Genomic DNA, 22,190 nt, shown 5'->3' on the forward strand with positions numbered 1-22,190 from the left:
GAGGGTAGCGCCAGGCCTGTATGACGGTGTGCGGGGAATTTTGACGAGCAATGCCCCTGTGGGAGCGAGCTTGCTCGCGATAGCGGTGTATCAGTCAAAACGCTGTGACTGACCGGGCCCCATCGCGAGCAAGCTCGCTCCCACAGGGAATGGGGTTAGGACTGTTCTATACCGTCGCCTGCCGAACCTGCTTTTCCAGCTCAGTCTTCAGACCCGGCTCCAGCTTGAGTTGGCGCGCCAGTTCATCGAGGTAGGATTTCTCCATGAAGTTTTCCTCGTCCACCAGCATCACGCTGGCGATATACATTTCTGCGGCCATTTCCGGGGTGCTGGCGGCGCGGGCGACGTCGGTGGGGTCCAGGGGCTTGTTGAGTTCGGCGTGTAGCCAGTGTTGCAGTTCCTGGTCGTTGTCGAGCTTGGTGAACTCGCCTTCGATCAACTGCCGCTCGCGCTCGTCCACATGGCCGTCGGCCTTGGCCGCCGCCACCAGCGCCTTGAGGATCGCCTGGCTGTGCTGCTCGACCTGCGCAGGGGGACACGGTCGAGGGTCTGCGGTTCGGTTTTCGGCGCGGTGCCTTGCTGGGCCTGCCAGTTGCCGTAGGCCTTGTAGGCGATCACGCCCAAGGCAGCCAGGCCACCATAGGCCAGGGCCTTGCCGCCGAAGTTGCGGGCTTTCTTGTTGCCCAGCAACAGGCCCATGGCCCCGGCGGCCAGTGCCCCGCCGCCCGCGCCGGAAAGCATCCCGCCCAGGTTGCCGGAGCCGCCGAGCAATCCGCCCAGACCGCCGGACGACTTGCCTTGTGACCCGCCAGCCTTGTTCTGCAACATTTCCTGGCCGGACTTGAGAAGCTGATCGAGCAATCCACGAGTGTTCATTTGTCGTCTCCACATTTCGGGCCAACGTAAGGCCACCAGCCTAGATCGAAAGTGCCCCGGCGCCTCGGGCGAGATTGCTTCCAGATGTTGCCTGCCGCCTTCAACAAAGTGCTCGCCTTCCATTCTAAAAAAACGATATACACTGCAGCACATCGATAAAACCGCCCACCGGATATTCGACCATGATGACCCTGCGCCAGATTCGTCATTTCATCGCCGTGGCCGAAACCGGCTCCATCTCTGCCGCTGCGCAAACGGCGTTCATTTCCCAATCCACCCTGACCCTGGCCATCCAGCAACTGGAGCAGGAAATCGGCGTCAGCCTGTTCAATCGCCACGCCAAGGGCATGACCCTGACCCACCAGGGGCATCAATTCCTGCGCCAGGCCCACCTGATCCTGGCCACCGTCGACAACGCCAAGCGCAGCCTGCAACAGAGTACCGACCAGGTCGCCGGCCACGTCACCGTTGGCGTTACCAGCCTGGTCGCCGGGTATTACCTGGCGGACCTGCTGACCCGTTTCCAGCGCGCCTATCCCAACGTGGAAATCCGAGTGATGGAGGACGAACGGCCCTACATCGAGCATTTGCTGGTCAGCGGCGAAATCGACGTCGGGGTGTTGATCCTGTCCAACCTGGAAGACCGCCACGCCTTGCAGACCGAAGTGCTGACCCATTCACCACACCGTTTGTGGCTGCCGGCGCAGCACCCACTGCTGGAACACGACAGCATCAACCTGGCCGACGTCGCCCGCGAGCCGCTGATCCAGCTGAACGTCGATGAAATGGACCGCAACGCCCAACGCCTGTGGCGCGGCGCGGGCCTGCAACCGAAGGTCACCCTGCGCACCGCCTCGACCGAAGCGGTGCGCAGCCTGGTGGCAGCAGGCCTAGGGGTGTCGATTCAACCGGACATGACCTACCGCCCTTGGTCACTGGAAGGCGACATCATCGAGGCGCGACCGATTGCCGACCTCAACCAGACCCTCGACGTCGGCCTGGCCTGGCGCCGGGGCACGGCGCGGCCGGCGTCGGTCGACCCGTTCCTGGCCGTCGCCCGGGAACAGCCCCATGGCGGGCGCAAGCCATCTATTTAATCGAACGTAGCCTTGAGTATTTCGAATTTGTCGGCCCTGCGGCTGAGCACTAGTCTTGTTGAGCCCCAACAATCCATTGTGGGAGCGAGCTTGCTCGCGATAGCGGTGTGACAGGCAACATTAATTCGACTGATACACCGCTATCGCGAGCAAGCTCGCTCCCACAGGTTCTTTGTTTCAACTGAGACCTATAAAAAATGGCTGGCACGCAAACCCCGTTGTGCACCGCGTTGCTGATCGACGGGGAACTCGTTCCCGGTGAAGGCATTGCCGAGCCGATCCTCAACCCGGCCACCGGCGAAGTGGTGGCCCACATCGCCGAGGCCAGCGCCGAGCAGGTCGAAGCCGCGATCCTCGCCGCCCATCGCGCCTTCGACGGCTGGTCGCGCACCACACCGCAACAACGCTCGAACCTGCTGCTGGACATCGCCAACACCATCGAAAACAACGCCGATGAGCTGGCCCGCCTCGAATCCCTGAACTGCGGCAAGCCGCTGCACCTGGCGCGCCAGGACGACCTCAGTGCGACGGTGGATGTTTTCCGCTTCTTCGCCGGCGCCGTGCGCTGCCAGACCGGCCAGCTCAGTGGCGAATACCTGCCCGGCTACACCAGCATGGTGCGCCGCGACCCGATTGGCGTGGTGGCGTCCATTGCACCGTGGAATTACCCGATCATGATGGCCGCCTGGAAAATCGCCCCGGCCCTGGCCGCCGGCAATACACTGGTGTTCAAGCCGTCGGAGCACACGCCGCTGTCGATCCTGGCCCTGGCGCCAATGCTGGCGCAGATCCTGCCACAAGGCGTCATCAACATCCTCTGCGGGGGCGGCGAAGGTGTGGGCAGCCATCTGGTCAGCCACCCGAAAGTGCGTATGGTCTCGCTGACCGGCGATATCGTCACCGGACAGAAGATCCTCCAGGCAGCAGCGAAAACCCTCAAGCGCACGCACCTGGAACTGGGCGGCAAGGCACCCGTGATCGTGTGCAACGACGCCGACATCCAGGCTGTGGTCGAAGGCGTGCGCACCTATGGTTATTACAACGCTGGGCAGGACTGCACCGCGGCATGCCGGATCTACGCCCAGGACGGGATTCACGACCGCCTGGTGGCCGAACTCGGCGCAGCGGTCAGCAGCCTGCGCTTTGCCGGCAAGCGCGACGCCGACAATGAGATCGGCCCACTGATCAGCACCCGCCAGCGCGACCGGGTCGCCAGTTTTGTCGAGCGCGCCCTCGGCCAGCCGCACATCGAACGCATCACCGGTGCGGCGGTGCATTCCGGCGCCGGTTTCTACTACCAGCCCACGCTGCTGGCCGGCTGCAAGCAAAGCGATGAAATCGTCCAGCGCGAGGTGTTCGGTCCGGTCGTCACCGTGACCCGCTTCGACGAACTCAGCCAGGCGGTGGACTGGGCCAACGATTCCGAATACGGCCTGGCTTCCTCGGTATGGACCCAGAACCTGGACAAGGCCATGCAAGTGGCGGCGCGCCTGCAATACGGCTGCACCTGGATCAACAGCCATTTCATGCTGGTCAGCGAAATGCCCCACGGCGGCCTGAAACGCTCGGGCTACGGCAAAGACCTGTCCAGTGATTCGCTCCAGGACTACAGCGTGGTGCGCCACATCATGGCCCGCCACGGCCAGCATCTGTAGATAACAGCACTACTCTAATAACAGGCCATCGTTGGCGCTTCACCCTGTCCGAACACTGCCCCGACCATAATTAAAGCAAGAGGGATTTCCATGTACGCGCACAAGACCGTATTGCTCAGTGCAATGACCACGGCGCTGCTGACCAGCATCAGCCTCCAGGCCGCCGAACCGCTCAAGGCCGTTGGCGCCGGCGAGGGCCAACTGGATATCGTCGCTTGGCCGGGTTACATCGAACGCGGCGAAAGCGACAAGGCCTACGATTGGGTCAGCGGTTTCGAGAAGGAAACCGGTTGCAAGGTCAATGTGAAAACCGCCGCCACGTCCGACGAAATGGTCAGCCTGATGACCAAGGGTGGCTATGACCTGGTCACCGCCTCGGGTGACGCCTCGCTGCGACTGATTGCCGGCAAGCGCGTACAGCCGATCAACACCGCGCTGATCCCCAACTGGAAAAGCCTCGACCCGCGCCTCAAGGATGCGCCGTGGTACGTGGTCAATCAGCAGACCTACGGCACCCCGTACCAGTGGGGCCCGAACGTGCTGATGTACAACACTGATGTGTTCAAGCAGGCGCCCACCAGCTGGAGCGTGCTGTTCAATGCCCAGGACTTGCCCGACGGCAAGCCGAACAAGGGGCGCGTGCAAGCCTACGATGGCCCGATCTACATCGCCGACGCGGCGCTGTACCTCAAGGCCGCCAAGCCTGAGCTGGGCATCAAGGACCCGTACCAACTCGACGAGACCCAGTACAAGGCCGTGCTGGAATTGCTGCGGGCCCAGCAACCGTTGATCCACCGCTACTGGCACGACACCACCGTGCAGATGAGCGACTTCAAGAACGAAGGCGTGGTGGCATCCGGCGCATGGCCGTATCAGGTCAACGGCCTGATGAACGAGAAACAACCGATCGCCTCGACCATTCCCAAAGAAGGCGCCACCGGCTGGGCCGACACCACGATGATGCACGCCGAGGCCAAGCACCCCAACTGTGCGTACAAGTGGATGGACTGGTCGCTGCAACCGAAAGTCCAGGGTGACGTGGCCGCGTGGTTCGGCTCGTTGCCGGCGGTGCCGGCGGCGTGCAAGGGCAGCGAACTGCTGGGCGCCGAGGGCTGCAAGACCAACGGTTTCGATCAGTTCGACAAGATCGCCTTCTGGAAAACCCCACAGGCCGAGGGCGGCAAGTTCGTGCCGTACAGCCGCTGGACCCAGGACTACATTGCAATCATGGGTGGGCGCTAAGGCCAGTCAGTCGATGTTGTTCACCGTGTGGGAGCAAGGCTTGCCCGCGATGAAGATGATTCGGTCCCTCGGGGAACCGAGGCGCCTGTATCGCGAGCAAGCTTTGCTCCCACAGCTTTGCTTCCACAGCTTTGCACCGACGGGGCTGTGCCCGGCAATCCGCTAACGATCCAACAGCAGTCGCGCTTTTTTGGAGCCCCGCACCATGACGCTTGCAGTCCAATTCACCCAGGTATCCCGTCAGTTCGGCGATGTGAAGGCCGTTGACCGGGTCTCCATCGACATCCAGGACGGCGAGTTCTTTTCCATGCTGGGCCCCTCCGGCTCGGGCAAGACCACCTGCCTGCGACTGATCGCCGGGTTCGAACAACCCAGTGCCGGCTCGATCCGCATCCACGGCGAAGAGGCCACCGGGCTTGCTCCCTATCAGCGGGACGTCAACACGGTGTTCCAGGATTACGCGCTCTTCCCCCACATGAACGTGCGCGACAACGTGGCCTACGGCCTGAAAGTCAAAGGCGTCGCCAAGGCCGAACGCATCAAGCGCGCCGACGAAGCGCTGGAGATGGTTGCCCTGGGCGGCTACGGCGAGCGCAAACCGGTGCAGCTTTCCGGCGGCCAGCGCCAACGCGTGGCCTTGGCCCGCGCGTTGGTCAATCGCCCGCGGGTGTTGCTGCTCGATGAACCCTTGGGCGCCCTCGACTTGAAGCTGCGTGAACAGATGCAGGGCGAATTGAAGAAGCTGCAACGCCAGCTGGGCATCACCTTCATTTTCGTCACCCACGACCAGACCGAAGCACTGTCGATGTCCGACCGCGTCGCGGTGTTCAATAAGGGCCGCATCGAACAGGTCGACACCCCACGCAACCTGTACATGAAACCGGCGACCACCTTCGTTGCCGAATTCGTCGGCACCTCCAATGTGATCCGTGGCGAGCTGGCCCGGGAACTGAGCGGTTATCCACAGCCGTTCTCGATTCGCCCGGAACACGTGCGTTTCGCCGAGGGCCCGTTGGGCGGTGGCGAGATCGAAGTCCACGGCCTGCTGCACGACATCCAGTACCAGGGCAGCGCCACGCGCTACGAGTTGAAACTTGCCAACGGCCAGACCCTGAACCTCAGCCAGGCCAACACCCAGTGGCTCGACAACACAGCCCAGCACCAGACCGGCCAGCACCTGAGCGTACGCTGGGCGCGGGAGGCGATGGTTGCGCTGCACGATACCGTCAGTGGCGAGGTGTGAGATGAACACCCTGGCTATCGCTCAAACGCCCACGCCTGGTTCACCGTTGCGACGTTTTTCCAACCTGCTGTACCGGCGCCCCAACCTGTACCTGTCGATGTTACTGGTACCACCGCTGATCTGGTTCGGCGCAATCTACCTCGGCTCACTGCTGACCCTGCTGTGGCAGGGTTTCTATACCTTCGACGACTTCACCATGGCGGTCACGCCGGACCTGACCCTGGCGAATTTCACGGCGCTGTTCCAGCCTTCGAACTTCGACATCATCCTGCGTACCTTGAGCATGGCCATCGTCGTGTCCATCGCCAGCGCCATCGTCGCGTTCCCGATTGCCTACTACATGGCGCGCTATACCCGTGGCAAGACCAAGGCGTTTTTCTACATCGCGGTGATGCTGCCGATGTGGGCCAGCTATATCGTCAAGGCCTATGCCTGGACGCTGCTGCTGGCCAAGGGTGGCGTGGCGCAGTGGTTCGTCCAGCACCTGGGCCTGGGGCCGGTGTTGCAGTTCGTGCTGGGGATCCCGGGCGTGGGTGGCAGCACCTTGTCCACCTCACACCTGGGCCGTTTCCTGGTATTCGTCTACATCTGGCTGCCGTTCATGATCCTGCCGATCCAGGCGTCCCTGGAGCGTCTGCCGCCATCGCTGCTGCAAGCCTCGGCCGACCTGGGCGCCAGGCCACACCAGACATTCATGCAGGTGATCCTGCCGCTGTCGATCCCGGGCATTGCCGCCGGCTCGATCTTCACCTTCTCGCTGACCCTGGGGGATTTCATCGTGCCCCAGTTGGTGGGCCCGCCAGGCTACTTCGTCGGCAGCATGGTCTACGCCCAGCAAGGCGCCATCGGCAACATGCCCATGGCCGCGGCGTTCACCCTGGTGCCCATCGTGCTGATCGCCATCTATTTATCCATCGTCAAGCGACTGGGGGCCTTCGATGCACTCTGACTCTCAAGACCGGGCCTCGTGGGGCTTGCGGATCGCGGCGTGGGGCGGGCTGGTGTTCCTGCATTTCCCGATCCTGATCATCTTCCTCTACGCCTTCAATACCGAGGATGCCGCGTTCAGCTTTCCGCCCAAGGGCCTGACCCTGAAGTGGTTCAGCGTCGCCTTCTCGCGTCCGGATGTGCTGGAGGCGATCAAGCTGTCGTTGCAGGTCGCGGCCATCGCCACGCTGATCGCCATGGTGCTCGGCACCCTGGCCTCGGCGGCGCTCTACCGTCGTGATTTCTTCGGCAAACAGGGCATTTCACTGATGCTGATCCTGCCGATTGCCTTGCCGGGCATCATCACCGGCATTGCGCTGCTGGCCACCTTCAAGACCTTGGGCATCGAGCCGGGCATGTTCACCATCATCGTCGGTCATGCCACCTTCTGCGTGGTGATCGTCTACAACAACGTCATCGCCCGCCTGCGCCGCACCTCCCACAGCCTGATCGAGGCCTCGATGGACCTGGGCGCCGATGGCTGGCAGACCTTTCGCTACATCATCTTGCCTAACCTGGGGTCGGCATTGCTGGCCGGCGGGATGCTGGCGTTTGCGCTGTCATTCGACGAGATCATCGTCACCACCTTCACCGCCGGCCACGAACGCACCTTGCCACTGTGGCTGCTCAACCAACTCAGCCGCCCTCGCGATGTGCCAGTGACCAACGTGGTGGCGATGCTGGTGATGCTGGTGACGATGTTGCCGATTTTGGGTGCGTATTACCTGACCCGAGGCGGTGAGAGCGTGGCCGGTAGCGGCGGGAAGTAACCCCTTTCCCACGGTAAAAAGAGCTTTTTGTGGGAGCGAGCTTGCTCGCGATGACTGACAAACATTCAACACCGATGTCGACTGCATGACCGCTATCGCGAGCAAGCTCGCTCCCACAGGGATCGGTTCCAGCAGACACAGAACTGCTTCGATGAGGACAATGCTATGCAAACCAAACTGCTGATCAACGGCCACCTGGTCAATGGCGAAGGCCCTGGCCAAGCGGTGTTCAACCCGGCGCTGGGGCGGGTGCTGGTGGAAATCAACGAGGCCAGCGAAGCCCAGGTCGATGCCGCCGTGCGCGCCGCCGACGCCGCCTTCGAGTCCTGGTCGCAAGTGCCACCCAAAGACCGTTCCCTGTTGCTGCTCAAGCTGGCCGATGCCATCGAAGCCCACGGCGAAGAGCTGGCGACATTGGAGTCGGACAACTGCGGCAAGCCCTTGAGCGCCGCGCTGAACGACGAGATTCCGGCGATTGCCGACGTGTTCCGCTTCTTTGCCGGCGCCAGCCGCTGCATGAGTGGTTCGGCAGGCGGCGAATACCTGCCGGGCCACACCTCGATGATCCGTCGCGACCCGGTGGGCGTCATCGCCTCCATCGCGCCGTGGAACTACCCGTTGATGATGGTCGCCTGGAAAATCGCCCCGGCCCTGGCCGCCGGCAATACCGTGGTGCTCAAGCCGTCGGAGCAGACCCCGTTGACGGCGCTGCGCCTGGCGGAACTGGCGTCGGAAATTTTCCCGGCCGGCGTGCTCAACGTGATCTTCGGTCGTGGGCAAACCGTCGGCAACCCGCTGGTCACCCACCCGAAAGTGCGCATGGTGTCGCTGACCGGCTCCATCGCCACCGGCTCGAACATCATTTCCAGCACCGCCGACAGCGTCAAGCGCATGCACATGGAACTGGGCGGCAAGGCCCCGGTAATCATTTTCGACGACGCCGATATTGATGCGGCGGTGGAAGGCATCCGTACCTTCGGTTTCTACAACGCCGGCCAGGACTGCACCGCGGCCTGCCGCATCTATGCCCAGCAAGGCATCTACGACCAGTTCGTCGAGAAGCTCGGCGCCGCAGTGGCCAGCATCAAGTACGGCTTGCAAACCGCGCCAGACACCGAGATGGGCCCTCTGATCACCGCCCAGCACCGCGACCGCGTGGCCGGTTTTGTCGAACGGGCCATCGCCCAGCCGCATATCCGCCTGATCACCGGCGGCAAGGCCGTGGACGGCAACGGGTTCTTCTTCGAGCCGACGGTGCTGGCCGACGCCCAGCAGGATGACGAAATCGTCCGCCGGGAAGTCTTCGGGCCGGTGGTGTCCGTCACGCCGTTCCTCGACGAAGCACAAGTGCTGGGCTGGGCCAACGATTCGGACTACGGCCTGGCCTCATCGGTGTGGACCGCCGACATCGGTCGGGCCCATCGCCTTTCGGCGCGCCTGCAATACGGCTGCACCTGGGTCAACACCCACTTCATGCTCGTCAGCGAAATGCCCCATGGCGGTCAGAAACGTTCCGGCTATGGCAAGGACATGTCCATGTACGGGCTGGAGGATTACACGGTGGTGCGGCATGTGATGTTCAAGCATTGAAACCATGACAACGTTGGCAACACATGCTCGCGCCTCCCCCGCCTGCGCGCTGCCAAGGTTTTCGTCGATCGGTGCACGCTCGCCGGTTCACGGAAATCCTGGCAGCACCTAGGGTGTCTACAACGTATACACCCTGGAGATCAGCCGTGGCCTCGCCCGTTTTGTCCTTTCGTGTGGAAGAAGGTCTGGTCCAACAGCTGGACTTGCTGGCTGCCGCCACCGACCGCGACCGTCAGTATCACCTCAAGCGTGCACTGGTCCGATATGTGGAAGCCGAATCCTGGCATCTGCAAGCCATCAGCGAAGGCATAGCCGATGCCGACGCTGGAAACCTGACCGATCTGGACGCCGTGAAGGCTAAGTGGGCAAAACGTGCCGAGCATCGTACTGACCGACAAAACATAGAGTGACCTCGACTCGATCCACGAACACTACCAAGGCGCTATCGGTGCAGAAGGCGCCGATGCGGTCATCAGCGCCATCCTGGAGACACTGCGCCAACTGCAACGCTTTCCCGGCTCGGGACGCCCTTCGGTCGCTCCCGATATTCGAGAGCTGGTGCTGACACATCACCCGTTCGTTGCCCCTTACCGGCTGATGCACGGACAATTGCAGGTCCTGCGGATACTGCACCAGCGCACCGAACGCACTCGGGACTGGTCAGTGGAGTGACATCGGCCGGTGCTCCCCGCCCCAGCCGCTCACCTGCCTCACCCTTCAAAACCGCGAAACACTGCGCATCGCATCCACCAGGTAACGCATGGCGATGCGGTCATTTTCCGATAATTCTCTATAGCGCTCGACCAGTCTCAATTCTTCCAAGCTGAGCCGGCGTTTCCTGCGCGGGTTGGTCAGCCCTGGAAAGATCCCCAGCATTTCGGCAATGCCCTTTATTTTTTCATGAGTTGTCCTTCTTTACGTCGAGATTGACCTGATAGCGCCGTCTGAATCCGGGTTCGATCGCCTATCTCGCTAAAGAATAGGGAGGATTCAAAGCGTGAAAAGAGAGTTTTAGAGTAATTAGTCAAAAAAAGTCGAAATCGACATAAAAAAAGAAATAACTGTAAGAAAATTTGACCAGGCCACGCTTTCCTTTCTCTCAAAGCCTGCATTTCCCCTATGATTTTGCGCCTCGGTGAACCGATCCAGCTCTCAGGCATCTGTTCTAACGTTCGTCGCGTTTGGCCAAAGGCATGTCCGAACTCCCTTATCAGTCTCTGTTGCCAGGATCGGCTCGGGATTGTTTCGAGAAAGGTTGTATTTATGCACCGCAGGAATCTGCTCAAGGCCTCCATGGCCTTCGCCGCCTACACCGGGCTATCGGCCTCCGGGCTCATGGCCGCACGCGCCTGGGCCGCCGATCAGACTGCCGACGGCGAAGCCCGTCCCTTCGATTTCAACGGTTTGAAAGATCAGGCCCGGCGGTTGGCCGAGAGCCGCTACGTCGACACCAAGCAAGTCTTGCCACCGACCCTGGCGCAAATGTCGCCGCTGCAGTTCAACGCCATCCAGTACGACGCCAACCACTCCCTGTGGAATGACCTCGACGGGCGGCAACTGGATGCACAGTTCTTCCACGTCGGCATGGGTTTCAAGCAGCCGGTGCGCATGTACAGCGTCGACCCGAAGACGCGTATGGCCCGCGAGGTGCACTTCCGCCCGGAACTGTTCAACTATGAGAAAACCACGGTCAACACCTCTCAACTGACGGGTGACCTGGGCTTCGCCGGCTTTCGTGTCTTCAAGGCGCCGGAGCTGGATCGGCACGACATCCTTTCGTTCCTGGGGGCCAGCTACTTCCGCGCCGTGGATGCCAGCGGCCAGTACGGGCTGTCGGCCCGCGGCCTGGCCATCGACACCTACGCCAAGAAGCGGGAGGAGTTCCCCGACTTCACCAAGTTCTGGTTCGAAACCCCGGAAAAGAACAGCACCCGATTCGTGGTCTACGCCCTGCTCGACTCCCCCAGCGCCACCGGTGCCTATCGGTTCGACATCGATTGCCAACCGACCCGGGTGGTGATGGAGATCGACGCGCACATCCATGCCCGTACCGCCATCGAGCAGTTGGGTATCGCCCCCATGACCAGCATGTTCAGCTGCGGCACCGTCGAACGGCGCATGTGCGACACCATTCACCCGCAAATCCACGATTCCGACCGGCTGGCCATGTGGCGCGGCAACGGCGAATGGGTGTGCCGTCCGTTGAACAACCCCGCCACGCTGCAATTCAACGCCTTCGCCGACAAGGACCCGAAAGGTTTCGGCCTGGTGCAGACCGACCACGACTTTGCCAGCTACCAGGACACCGTGGACTGGTACAGCAAGCGCCCAAGCCTGTGGGTCGAACCGACGACCGCCTGGGGCGAAGGCTCGGTGGACCTGCTGGAGATTCCTACCACCGGCGAAACCCTGGACAACATTGTCGCGTTCTGGACGCCGAAAAAACCGGTGGCCGCCGGTGACTCGCTGAACTATGGCTACAAGCTCTACTGGAGCGCGTTGCCGCCGGTCAGCACCCACCTGGCCCATGTGGACGCCACCCGCTCAGGCATGGGCGGCTTCATCGAAGGCTGGGCACCAGGCGAGCATTACCCGACCGTCTGGGCACGTCGTTTCGCCGTGGACTTCAGCGGCGGCGGCCTCGACCAACTGCCGCCGGGCACCGGCATCGAACCGGTGGTGACCTGCTCCCACGGCGAAGTGAAGGACTTCAACGTGTTGGTGCTGGACGCGATCAAAGGCTACCGCATCACCTTCGACTGGTACCCGACCGACGACAGTGTGGAGCCGGTGCAGATGCGCCTGTTCATTCGCACCAAGGACCGCGTCTTGAGCGAGACCTGGCTGTACCAGTACTTCCCGCCGGCGCCGGATAAGCGCAAGTATCCCTGATATTGATTCGGCGTCTGGGCTGGCCCTATCGCGAGCAAGCTCGCTCCCACAGGATATGTAGGAACAATACAAATCCACTGTGGGAGCTTGCTCGCGATGAGGCCTGTACAGCCACCGAATAATCCGACGTTCCAAACAAAAGCCCCGGCCAATGACGACCGGGGCTTTTTGTTTTACCGCTCACTCAATCGCGCAAATCCGACTCATGAATCGGCTGGTCCCGATGCGTAGCCCGCTGGTACTGCGCCGGCCACGTGGCCTTGCGTCCGCCCAGGTCATCATCGGCATGCAGGGCCCAGTACGGATCGCGCAACAACTCGCGGGCGAGGAAAATGATATCGGCCTGGCAGGTGCGCAGGATGTGTTCGGCCTGGGCCGGTTCGGTGATCATGCCGACGGTGCCGGTGGCGATTTCCGACTCCTTGCGCACCCGCTCGGCAAAGCGTGTCTGGTAACCCGGGCCGGTGGGAATTTCCGCATTGGCGGCCGTGCCACCCGATGACACATCGATCAAATCCACCCCCAGTGCCCTGAATCGCCGCGCCAGCTCCACGGTTTCGTCCGGGTTCCACCCGTCCTCGACCCAATCGGTGGCGGAAACGCGAACGAACACCGGCAGTTCTTCAGGCCATACCGCCCGCACCGCTTCGGTGACTTGCAGCACCAGGCGGATGCGATTCTCGAACGAGCCGCCGTATTGATCACGCCGCTGATTGCTCAACGGCGAGAGGAATTGATGCAGCAGATAACCATGGGCCGCGTGAACCTCGACCACTTTGAAGCCGGCCGTGAGGGCGCGCTTGGCCGAATCCACGAAGGCCTGGATCACACCGGCGATCTGTCCTTCGTCCAACGGCACCGGCTGGGCGTGCTGCGGGTCGAAGGCAATTGGCGACGGGCCGACTGGAACCCAGCCGCCGTCCGCTGGTTTTACGCTGCCATGTTTGCCCAGCCAGGGTCGCCAGGTGCTGGCCTTGCGTCCGGCATGGGCCAGTTGTATGCCCGGCACGGCCCCTTGGGCGGTAATGAAGCGGGTGATGCGTTGCAAAGGTTCGATCTGTTCATCATTCCACAGCCCCAGGTCCTGGGCAGTGATGCGCCCGTCGGCGGTGACAGCGGTGGCTTCAGTGAAGACCAGGCCGGCGCCACCCACGGCGCGGCTGCCCAAGTGCACCAGGTGCCAATCGTTGGCCAGGCCATCGGTGCTCGAATACTGGCACATCGGCGATACCGCGATGCGATTGGGCAGGGTCAATTGGCGAAGGGTATAGGGTTCCAGCAGCAGACTCATGGGGCACCTCTCGAATCAGTGGGCAGGCTCCAGGGTTCTGTTTGAAAAGTCGACGAGTGACAAAGGGTGCAACACCCGCGCCCGCGGGCAAAAAAATTCGACAAGACGTCACAAGGGCTATCAAGCAGTGCTTAGAGCCTAGTCGACAACCTGGGATCAGGGCGGGTTCAGGATTAAAAACCGGCCCTGATTCTCGTGTGGGAGCAAAGCTTGCTCGCGAGCCAGGCACCTCGTTCTTTGAAAAACCGCATCGCCTTCATCGCGGGCAAGCCTTGCTCCCACACAAGGAGTCGCCACCCGGCAGATGAGTATTCGAGCCTACCGCGGCTCGATATGGGCAATCATCAACTGCACCGTTTCCTGGCCGCGGAACTCGTTGAGGTCGAGCTTGTAGGCCAGTTCCACCCAGCGCACCGTAGGGTTGGGCCAGATCTCGCGGTCGATGCCAAAGGCGATACCATCGAGCTTCACCGAGCCGCACTCACTCTTGAGGACGACCTTCAAGTGTCGTTCACCCACCACCCGTTGTTCGACCAACTGGAACACGCCATGGAACATCGGCTCGGGGAAATGCTGGCCCCAAGGTCCGGCATGACGCAGCGCCCGGGCCAGTTCCAGGTGGAATTCCTCGACCGCCAACGTACCGTCCGACAGCAGCCGCCCGGTCAGGTCTTCGTCGCGCAATTGCCGGCGCACTTCTGCGTCGAACGCTTCGGCGAACAACGGAAAATTCGCTTCCGGCAACGTCAGCCCCGCCGCCATGGCGTGACCGCCGTACTTGCTGATCAGGGTGGGATGCTGCGCGGCCACCACGCTTAGCGCATCGCGAATGTGAAAGCCCGGCACCGAACGACCCGAGCCCTTGAGCAAGCCGTCGCCGGCATCGGCAAAGGCGATGGTCGGACGGAAATAGCGCTCTTTCATCCGCGAGGCGAGGATGCCGATGACCCCTTGGTGCCACTGCGGATCGAACAGGCACAAACCAAATGGCATCGACTCCACCGGCAGGTCCTTGAGCTGGGCCAGGGCTTCGCGCTGCATGCCCTGCTCGATGGACTTGCGGTCCTGGTTCATGCCGTCCAGTTGCGCCGCCATCTCCCGCGCCAGGGCCGAATCATCGGTGAGCAGGCATTCGATGCCCAGGCTCATGTCGTCCAGGCGCCCCGCCGCATTCAGACGCGGCCCGAGGATAAAGCCGAGGTCGGTGGAGGTAATCCGCGAAGCGTCGCGCTTGGCCACTTCCAGGATCGCCTTGATGCCGGGCCGGGCACGTCCGGCGCGAATCCGTTCCAGGCCCTGGTGCACCAGGATCCGGTTATTCGCGTCCAGGGGCACCACGTCGGCCACGCTGCCCAGGGCCACCAGGTCGAGCAATTCGCCAATGTTCGGTTGGGGTGTGCTGGCATACCAGCCCAGGCTGCGCAGACGCGCCCGCAGGGCCATCAGCACATAGAAAATCACCCCGACACCGGCCAGAGCCTTGCTCGGGAACTCGCAGCCCGGCTGATTCGGATTGACGATGGCATCGGCTGCCGGCAGTTCGAGGCCAGGCAAGTGGTGGTCGGTGACCAGCACCTTGAGCCCCGCCGCTTTCGCCGCCGCCACGCCTTCCACGCTGGAAATGCCGTTGTCCACGGTGATCAGCAACTGCGGTTCGCGGGCCAGGGCGACTTCGACGATTTCCGGGGTCAGCCCGTAGCCATATTCGAAGCGATTGGGCACCAGGTAATCGACATGGGCCGCACCGAGCAGGCGCAACCCGAGCATGCCCACGGTACTGGCGGTCGCGCCATCGGCATCGAAGTCGCCCACGATCAGGATGCGCTGGCGCTGCTCCAGCGCCGTCACCAGCAGATCCACCGCAGCGTCGATCCCCTTGAGCTGCTGAAAAGGGATCAAGCGCGCCAGGCTCTTGTCCAGTTCAGCCTCGGACTGCACACCACGCGCCGCGTACAGGCGGGTCAACAGGGGTGGCAAGTCACCGAGAAATGGCAGGGTGTCGGGCAGTTGGCGGGGTTCTATGCGCATGGGAAACAGGACTTTCTCTATGAATCATTAAAACACTGGCGAAGAGCGCTTTTGTGGGAGCGAACTTGCTCGCGATGGGGGCCACCAGCCAGTCTCTTCGGCGCTGACGAACCGCTATCGCGAGCAAGCTCGCTCCCACAATGGCTGCCCACCCTAGCTCAGCAATACCGGGTCAATGGCTCAACCACGCTCGCCCAGCAACCATTGCAACTGGACTTCATGCTGGCCACGGTCGTCGGTCACGAAAATCGTGCCCTCACTGATCATCACATCCCACTTGATCACCCGCGGCATGTCCTTGGCCAGGGTTTCGAGCACGTCCTGGGGCACCGCAGCGATGTTGACGTTTTTCAGGTTCTTGACCGCCGGGATCACCTTGCCTTCCCAGACCCGCAGGCTGCCGTAGGCCAACAGGCTGGTGCGCTCGGTCCGGCGCGAGCACCAGGTCAGGCGATCGGCATCCGGCTGGCCGACTTCGATCCAGTGCAGCACACGGTCATCCAGGCTTTTTTCCCACAGCGCAGGTTCGTCGACGTCTGACAGACCACGACCAAACGCCAGCAGCTCGTTGTACCAGAACGCGTAAGCCAGCAGGCGCACGGTCATCCGCTCTTCGGTTTCCGAAGGGTGGCGGGCGATGGTCTGCTTCACATTCTCATACACATTGCGGTCGAGATCGGTGAGGTTCAGTTCAAACTTGTAAGTCGTGGACGGCTGGGCCATGAACGGGCTTCTTGATACGAGGAAAGGCGGCAAGTCTAACCGATGACGCGGGCAATCCACGAATTGCCGACCATCAACCTGCGGCGACTGACCCTGGCCTATGATAAAACGCTCTATTCGTTCTGCCTTTGTCCTACAGGATCTGTCATGTCGCTTACTGCCAAACCCCTTGCCGGCGTCAAAGTCATCGAACTCGGCACCTTGATCGCCGGGCCCTTCGCCTCGCGTATCTGCGGTGAATTCGGTGCCGAAGTCATCAAGGTCGAGTCGCCCGACGGCGGTGATCCCCTGCGCAAGTGGCGCAAGCTGTACGAAGGCACCTCGTTGTGGTGGTTCGTACAGGCACGCAACAAGAAATCCCTGACCTTGAACCTCAAGCACCCCGAAGGCCTGGCGATTCTGAAAAAGCTGATCGGCGAAGCCGATATCCTGATCGAGAATTTTCGCCCCGGCGTACTGGAAAAGCTCGGCCTGGGCTGGGATGTCCTGCACGCACTGAACCCGAAACTGGTGATGGTGCGGCTTTCGGGCTTCGGCCAGACCGGGCCGATGAAAGATCAGCCGGGGTTTGGCGCGGTGGGCGAGTCCATGGGCGGCCTGCGCTACATCACCGGGTTCGAGGACCGTCCGCCGGTGCGCACCGGGATTTCCATCGGAGACTCCATCGCCGCCCTCTGGGGCGTGATCGGCGCCTTGATGGCCCTGCGTCACCGCGAGGTCAATGGCGGAACCGGGCAAGTGGTGGACGTGGCCTTGTACGAGGCGATTTTCGCCATGATGGAAAGCATGGTGCCGGAGTTCGACGTGTTCGGTTTCATCCGTGAGCGCACCGGCAACATCATGCCCGGCATCACCCCCTCGTCCATCCACACCAGCGCCGATGGCAAGCACGTGCAGATTGGCGCCAACGGCGACGCAATCTTCAAGCGTTTCATGCAGATCATTGGCCGCGACGACCTGGCCAATGACCCGCAACTGGCCAGCAACGATGGGCGTGACAGCCGCCGCGACGAGCTGTACGGCGTCATCGATCGCTGGGTCAACGCGCTGCCGCTCGATAGCGTGATCGACCAATTGAACCAGGCCGGAGTGCCGGCCAGTCGGATCTTCAGCGCCGAGGATATGTTCAGCGACCCGCAGTTCCTCGCCCGTGAAATGTTCCTGCAAGCCAAATTGCCCGACGGCAAGGCGTTCAAGATGCCGGGGATCGTACCGAAACTCTCCGACACCCCGGGCACCTCCGAATGGGTCGGGCCGGCGCTGGGCGAACACAACGCCCAAGTGCTCGGCGAGCTTGGCTACGACGCACAGCAGATCGCCAAATTGCGCAGCGACGGCGCCATTTGACGCTCCGTAGGGGCCAGTCACCGAAGATCAAACTGTGGGGGCGAGCTTGCTCGCGATAGCGTCGGCTCAGCCGACTTGATGTTGACTGGCACACCGCAATCGCGAGCAAGCTCGCTCCCACATTAGGATTGGTTTCACCCGGGAGAATCAGGCCAGCTGTAAGGCCGCCTTCGCGAGCAGGCTCGCTCCCACAGTTGGATGGGGTACAGCCTAGAGAGACAGGTCGGCTATAAGGCCGCCTCGCGAGCAAGCTTTGCTCCCACAGATCTGATGGGTGTATGACCGGGAGAGACAGGCCGGCTATAAGGCCGCCTCGCGAGCAAGCTTTGCTCCCACAGATCTGATGGGTGTATGACCGGGAGAGACAGGTCGGATATAAGGCCGCCTCGCGAGCAAGCTTTGCTCCCACAGGAAGAACGCGGTCTGATCAAGAACCAGGTCGGCTGTCAGGCCGCCTCGCGGTGGACGTTGATCTCGGCGCCCCGTTAACCACGCTGGCCGAACGCAGGCATTGTGGAGTGGGCATCCCGGCATGGATGCCGGGATAGCCGCGCTGGGCCATGGAGGGCCCTTCGCGGCGGGCCCACGGAGCAATGCCGGAGTGAGGGCATGCCGAGCCTAGGCGAGGCACCAAGTGGTGGGGCATGAGCGTTTTGCTTACTTTTGACTGGGCCGGCTTCCGGGCTTCTCAAAAGTGAGCCGCCGTAAGGGCGGAACCCTAAGCAGCCGTTACCGCAGCAATGGATATATACCCGACCATCAGGCCGCCATCGCGAGCAAACTCGCTCCCACAAAGATTCCAGCGCCTGACAGAACGCGTTAAAAACGTAAAAGCCAGGCAAAAAGAAACCCCGAGAAGTGGGGAGACGACTCGGGGTTAAACGTGACCATTCAGGGTCCGTACAACAAGCGACAAGCACCGGAGCACAATGCTTGCTCTTGTTGGTAAAGGGTCTGACTCCTCAGGAGGTAGGAAGGTTCCCACAAACCCCCAGTCAATTCGCCCCGACCATGACCTTGTCGCGCGCCAGATTGCGCAGCGCCGCAATCACACAGGGCTCCAGGCGGCCCTCGGCAATCAACACATCGCGATGCAGGCCATCGACCACATCCGTCAACTGACGCTTGTCGGTCAACTGGGCCTGATTGAACACTCGCTCGACCATGATGGCCCCGGAGGCATTCTTCAGCGTCACCAGGCATTCGCCCTTGGCGCCGGAGGGAGTCAGCGTGACCTGATACGGGCTCAAAGCCTCACCCAGCAATAGGCTGATACTTTCCATTCGCTCACCCTTCAATAGTCCGAAAACAACTGCATGTTCACAGTCAGTGACCGTGGGCCGCAGCAGAAAGTTCGCCAGCGCACCGAACCGGCACGCCTTGAACCTGTTCAACCGAGCATGCGCGCCCAATATGACAGGCAAACAACCGCCTTATCTTGAAGCCTTGGCGTGGTGACGGTCGGCGTCAGGCCATCAACTTGTCGCAACGGCGCCACCGACGCCTGGCATCGGTCCAGCCCCCCAGAATGCCGCGCAACTGCCCGTCGGCCCCATAGAAGGGCACCGACCAATGATAGATTTCCCGCAAGCCGCTGCTGAACATCAATTGCCGGTCGACGAACCGCGACTGGCCGGTGCGCAATTGCTCCATTGCCTCCCCATGGAGCAACTCGGCGGTGGCCGGTGGGAATGCCCCGGAGTCCGTCAGCCGCATGCCCCGCAGCTTTTCAAAGCGGGTCGCGAACTGGTCCTCGTAGCTTTTGTTGCACATGATCAGGCGCCCTTCCAGATCCTGGATAAAAATCGGGTCGGGAATGGCATCCATCAGGGCCCGTTGGAGCATCAACTGGTCCTTGAGGATCGCCTCGGCCTTGAGGCGCTGGTCAATCTGTATCTGCAGACGGCGGTTCCATAGCAGGGACAGGAGGCTGAACACCACGACCACGGTCACGCACCAGTACCCCCAGCGGGACAACCGCTCCCAGGTCGATGGCACCTGTACGGGTGTGACGCCGGCCATCCATTTGGAACGCAGCGCGCGCATGTCCTTGGCCGGGAAGGCCTCCAGGGCTTTGTTCAAGATGCTCAGCAGCACGGTCAGGTCCTGGCGTACCGCAAGGTAATCGGGTTCCCACTTGCCCTCAAGGCCCCTTCCTACCTGCAGTTGTCCCGCCGGATAGAGATGCACCCCGGTTTCATTTTCGATGGTGGCATAGGCTTCCCGACTCTCAACCAATGCCCGCGCCTCGCCATAGGTCTTGGTCGTGCGCAATTTGATAGCCGGGTAGTCGCGCCTGATCCCCGCTTCCAAGGCGTGCCGCGCTGGCAACGCCAGGACCTTCCCTTCCAGTTGTTCCAGCGAATGGAGGATCGACTCCCCGTCACGACCGACGAATACCCAGCCCGAGCCGCCGAATGCGTGGCTAAAACTCAGGAAATCCCGGCGTTCGTCATTCATCGCCAAGAGGGTCGTCATATCGGCTTCGCCGTTTTCCAGCATCGTCAGCAACTCACCGGGGGAGAACGACTCCCGGTGTACGAACTCAAGGCCGGTCATTTGCGTAATACGCTGGAGAATGTCGTGGTTCAGGCCGTTCCACTGCCCCAGTTCATTCTTGAACAGGTACAGCGGAAACTGCATCGTGGCCACGATGACTCGGGGGTTCTCCTTGATCCACTTCAACTCCTGCGCATCCAGCACCAGCCGTTCGCCAGGATTGAACGACGGCGTTTCGAAAGCCGCCAACTGCGCCGCGTTGCCCTCCTGCGCCCAGTACATCAGGGCCAGGCTCATGACCCAGCCCAGGGCTGGTTTGCCTTTGCTATAAAACGACATCTGCATTTCCTTCGAGATGACTCGCCCGTCCCTCCAAGGGCGAAAACCCGACCAGTTTGGCATGCAGAAACAAGAAAGCCCGTCAGGAGACGGGCTTCAAAATGTGACAGGTTTGCGCGGTCAGAGTGGCTTGCCGCGGTTGCCATGCTGACTGACAAAGGCCTGCACGGCCTTCAAGTCGTTGGGCAACACGGTGCAACGCTCATCTCGTTCAAACAAATCAGAAAGATGTGCAGGGAGCTCAAGTGCTTTTCCTACACCGGCTTTCTCCACGGCATCCGGGAACTTGACCGGGTGAGCCGTGCCCAGGATTACCATCGGGATATCCAGGCTGCGACGGCATTCACGGGCGGCCCTGACGCCAATGGCCGTGTGCGGATCGAGCAGCTCACCGCTCTGCTCGAACACCTCGGCGATGGTTTCGCAAGTCTGCTCATCGTCTACGGCCAGGGAGTCGAACAACTTGCGGGCTTCGGTCCAGCGCTCGGGCTCGACGCTGAAACCGCCGCCCTGACGGAAGCTATCCATCAGGCCGGCAATCGCCGCACCATTGCGACCGTGCAGGTCGAACAGCAGGCGTTCGAAGTTCGACGACACCATGATGTCCATCGAAGGCGACAGCGTGGCGTGCAGGGTTTCCTTGACGTACTGGTTGCCGCTCATGAAGCGGTGCAGGATGTCGTTGCGGTTGGTGGCGACGATCAATTGGTTGATCGGCAGGCCCATGTTGCGCGCCAGGTAGCCGGCAAAGATATCGCCGAAGTTGCCGGTCGGCACCGAGAACGACACGGAGCGGGCGGGGCCGCCCAATTGCAGGGCCGCGTGGAAGTAATAAACGATCTGGGCCATGATCCGCGCCCAGTTGATCGAGTTCACCGCCACCAGCCGCGTGCCCTTGAGGAAGCTCTGGTCGGCGAAGCTGGCCTTGACCATTTCCTGGCAGTCATCGAAGTTGCCTTCGATGGCGATGTTGTGAATGTTATCGCCGAAAATCGTCGTCATCTGCCGACGCTGCACTTCCGAGACCCGGTTGTGCGGGTGCAGGATGAAGATATCGACGTTTTCACAATGCTTGCAGCCTTCGATGGCCGCCGAACCGGTGTCGCCAGAGGTGGCACCGACGATCACCACACGCTCGCCACGCTTTTGCAGCACGTAGTCCAGCAGGCGACCGAGCAATTGCAGGGCGAAGTCCTTGAATGCCAGGGTGGGGCCGTGAAACAGCTCCATGACCCATTCGTTACCGTTGAGCTGACGCAGCGGTGCGATGGCATTGTGGGAAAAGACGCCATAGGTCTCTTCCAGGATCTTCTTGAAATCGGCGTCCGGGATACTGCCGGTGACGAACGGGCGCATGACCCGGAACGCCAGCTCGTGATACGGCAGGCCGGCCCAGGAAGCGATTTCTTCCTGGGTGAAGCGCGGCAGGTTTTCCGGCACGTAGAGACCGCCGTCCGTGGCCAAGCCGGCCAGCAGGACATCTTCGAAATTCAGGGCCGGTGCCTGGCCGCGGGTGCTGATATAGCGCATGGGGCAAACCTTTGGTTTGAGCTTCAAGTTTCAAGCTTCAAGCTGCAAGTTCAAAGCGGTGTGCTTTTACCTGTCGCTTGC

The 22,190-nt window shown here is 61.7% G+C and carries 18 protein-coding genes and 1 pseudogene; 11 read left to right on the forward strand and 8 right to left on the reverse strand.

The genetic code is table 11. The annotated features are described in order from the left end of the window. Positions 1-166 precede the first annotated feature (166 nt). A pseudogene (locus KI237_RS24530) lies at positions 167-876 on the reverse strand (tellurite resistance TerB family protein). Positions 877-1,058: 182 nt separating this feature from the next. On the opposite strand from KI237_RS24530, the gene KI237_RS24535 reads away from it, so the two are divergent. From KI237_RS24535 to KI237_RS24575, 9 genes are all read left to right on the forward strand, one after another. Continuing rightward, positions 1,059-1,973, forward strand: a complete 915-nt coding sequence (locus KI237_RS24535; RefSeq protein ID WP_212797421.1) for a LysR family transcriptional regulator — start codon at positions 1,059-1,061, stop codon at positions 1,971-1,973. A 197-nt stretch (positions 1,974-2,170) separates the two neighbouring features. Then, positions 2,171-3,628 (forward strand): gamma-aminobutyraldehyde dehydrogenase, encoded by a 1,458-nt coding sequence (locus tag KI237_RS24540; RefSeq protein ID WP_212797422.1) that lies wholly within the window; start codon positions 2,171-2,173, stop codon positions 3,626-3,628. Positions 3,629-3,718: 90 nt separating this feature from the next. After that, complete coding sequence (gene ydcS / locus KI237_RS24545) at positions 3,719-4,870, forward strand: putative ABC transporter substrate-binding protein YdcS (RefSeq protein WP_212797423.1); 1,152 nt, start codon at positions 3,719-3,721, stop codon at positions 4,868-4,870. 205 nt (positions 4,871-5,075) lie between these two features. Continuing rightward, on the forward strand, positions 5,076-6,113 hold the full coding sequence (locus KI237_RS24550; RefSeq protein ID WP_212797424.1) for an ABC transporter ATP-binding protein: 1,038 nt from the start codon (positions 5,076-5,078) through the stop codon (positions 6,111-6,113). Position 6,114: 1 nt separating this feature from the next. Beyond that, complete coding sequence (locus KI237_RS24555; protein WP_212797425.1) at positions 6,115-7,062, forward strand: ABC transporter permease; 948 nt, start codon at positions 6,115-6,117, stop codon at positions 7,060-7,062. Continuing rightward, positions 7,052-7,870, forward strand: a complete 819-nt coding sequence (locus tag KI237_RS24560; protein ID WP_212797426.1) for an ABC transporter permease — start codon at positions 7,052-7,054, stop codon at positions 7,868-7,870. The genes KI237_RS24555 and KI237_RS24560 overlap by 11 nt, the downstream gene beginning before the upstream one ends. Positions 7,871-8,035: 165 nt before the next feature. Beyond that, positions 8,036-9,460, forward strand: a complete 1,425-nt coding sequence (locus KI237_RS24565) for a gamma-aminobutyraldehyde dehydrogenase (RefSeq protein ID WP_212797427.1) — start codon at positions 8,036-8,038, stop codon at positions 9,458-9,460. A 146-nt stretch (positions 9,461-9,606) separates the two neighbouring features. Continuing rightward, positions 9,607-9,870 (forward strand): CopG family ribbon-helix-helix protein, encoded by a 264-nt coding sequence (locus KI237_RS24570; protein WP_212797428.1) that lies wholly within the window; start codon positions 9,607-9,609, stop codon positions 9,868-9,870. Positions 9,871-9,880: 10 nt separating this feature from the next. Next, entirely contained in the window at positions 9,881-10,132 is a 252-nt protein-coding gene (locus KI237_RS24575; protein WP_212800690.1) for a type II toxin-antitoxin system RelE/ParE family toxin, read from the forward strand. 45 nt (positions 10,133-10,177) lie between these two features. Here the strand turns inward: KI237_RS24575 and KI237_RS24580 are convergent, their stop codons facing one another. Then, positions 10,178-10,336 (reverse strand): hypothetical protein, encoded by a 159-nt coding sequence (locus KI237_RS24580; RefSeq protein ID WP_212797429.1) that lies wholly within the window; start codon positions 10,334-10,336, stop codon positions 10,178-10,180. 387 nt (positions 10,337-10,723) lie between these two features. On the opposite strand from KI237_RS24580, the gene KI237_RS24585 reads away from it, so the two are divergent. Beyond that, positions 10,724-12,352 carry a glucan biosynthesis protein D gene (locus tag KI237_RS24585; protein ID WP_212797430.1) on the forward strand — a complete coding sequence of 543 codons (1,629 nt, stop codon included), beginning with the start codon at positions 10,724-10,726 and terminating at the stop codon, positions 12,350-12,352. Positions 12,353-12,536: 184 nt separating this feature from the next. On the opposite strand, the gene KI237_RS24590 is transcribed toward KI237_RS24585, so the two are convergent. The 3 genes from KI237_RS24590 to KI237_RS24600 all read right to left on the reverse strand — a co-directional run bounded on the left by KI237_RS24590 (position 12,537) and on the right by KI237_RS24600 (position 16,394). After that, positions 12,537-13,643 (reverse strand): NADH:flavin oxidoreductase/NADH oxidase, encoded by a 1,107-nt coding sequence (locus KI237_RS24590; RefSeq protein ID WP_212797431.1) that lies wholly within the window; start codon positions 13,641-13,643, stop codon positions 12,537-12,539. Between the two features lie 318 nt (positions 13,644-13,961). Further along, a complete protein-coding gene (gene recJ, locus KI237_RS24595; RefSeq protein ID WP_212797432.1) occupies positions 13,962-15,671 on the reverse strand; it encodes a single-stranded-DNA-specific exonuclease RecJ in 1,710 nt (569 codons plus the stop codon). A 180-nt stretch (positions 15,672-15,851) separates the two neighbouring features. Next, positions 15,852-16,394: a YaeQ family protein gene (locus tag KI237_RS24600; protein WP_212797433.1), complete on the reverse strand. Its 543-nt coding sequence runs from the start codon at positions 16,392-16,394 to the stop codon at positions 15,852-15,854. 147 nt (positions 16,395-16,541) lie between these two features. Between KI237_RS24600 and KI237_RS24605 the strand changes: the two genes are divergently transcribed. Next, a complete protein-coding gene (locus KI237_RS24605) occupies positions 16,542-17,741 on the forward strand; it encodes a CaiB/BaiF CoA transferase family protein (protein WP_212797434.1) in 1,200 nt (399 codons plus the stop codon). A 995-nt stretch (positions 17,742-18,736) separates the two neighbouring features. Here KI237_RS24605 and KI237_RS24610 read toward each other — a convergent pair. The 3 genes from KI237_RS24610 to thrC all read right to left on the reverse strand — a co-directional run bounded on the left by KI237_RS24610 (position 18,737) and on the right by thrC (position 22,109). After that, positions 18,737-19,024: a DUF3509 domain-containing protein gene (locus KI237_RS24610; protein ID WP_003198105.1), complete on the reverse strand. Its 288-nt coding sequence runs from the start codon at positions 19,022-19,024 to the stop codon at positions 18,737-18,739. 184 nt (positions 19,025-19,208) lie between these two features. Beyond that, positions 19,209-20,579 (reverse strand): transporter substrate-binding domain-containing protein, encoded by a 1,371-nt coding sequence (locus tag KI237_RS24615; RefSeq protein WP_212797435.1) that lies wholly within the window; start codon positions 20,577-20,579, stop codon positions 19,209-19,211. Between the two features lie 120 nt (positions 20,580-20,699). Continuing rightward, positions 20,700-22,109: a threonine synthase gene (gene thrC, locus KI237_RS24620; protein ID WP_046063933.1), complete on the reverse strand. Its 1,410-nt coding sequence runs from the start codon at positions 22,107-22,109 to the stop codon at positions 20,700-20,702. Between the last annotated feature and the right edge of the window lie 81 nt (positions 22,110-22,190).

It is taken from the genome of Pseudomonas sp. St316 (assembly GCF_018325905.1).
GTDB lineage: Bacteria > Pseudomonadota > Gammaproteobacteria > Pseudomonadales > Pseudomonadaceae > Aquipseudomonas.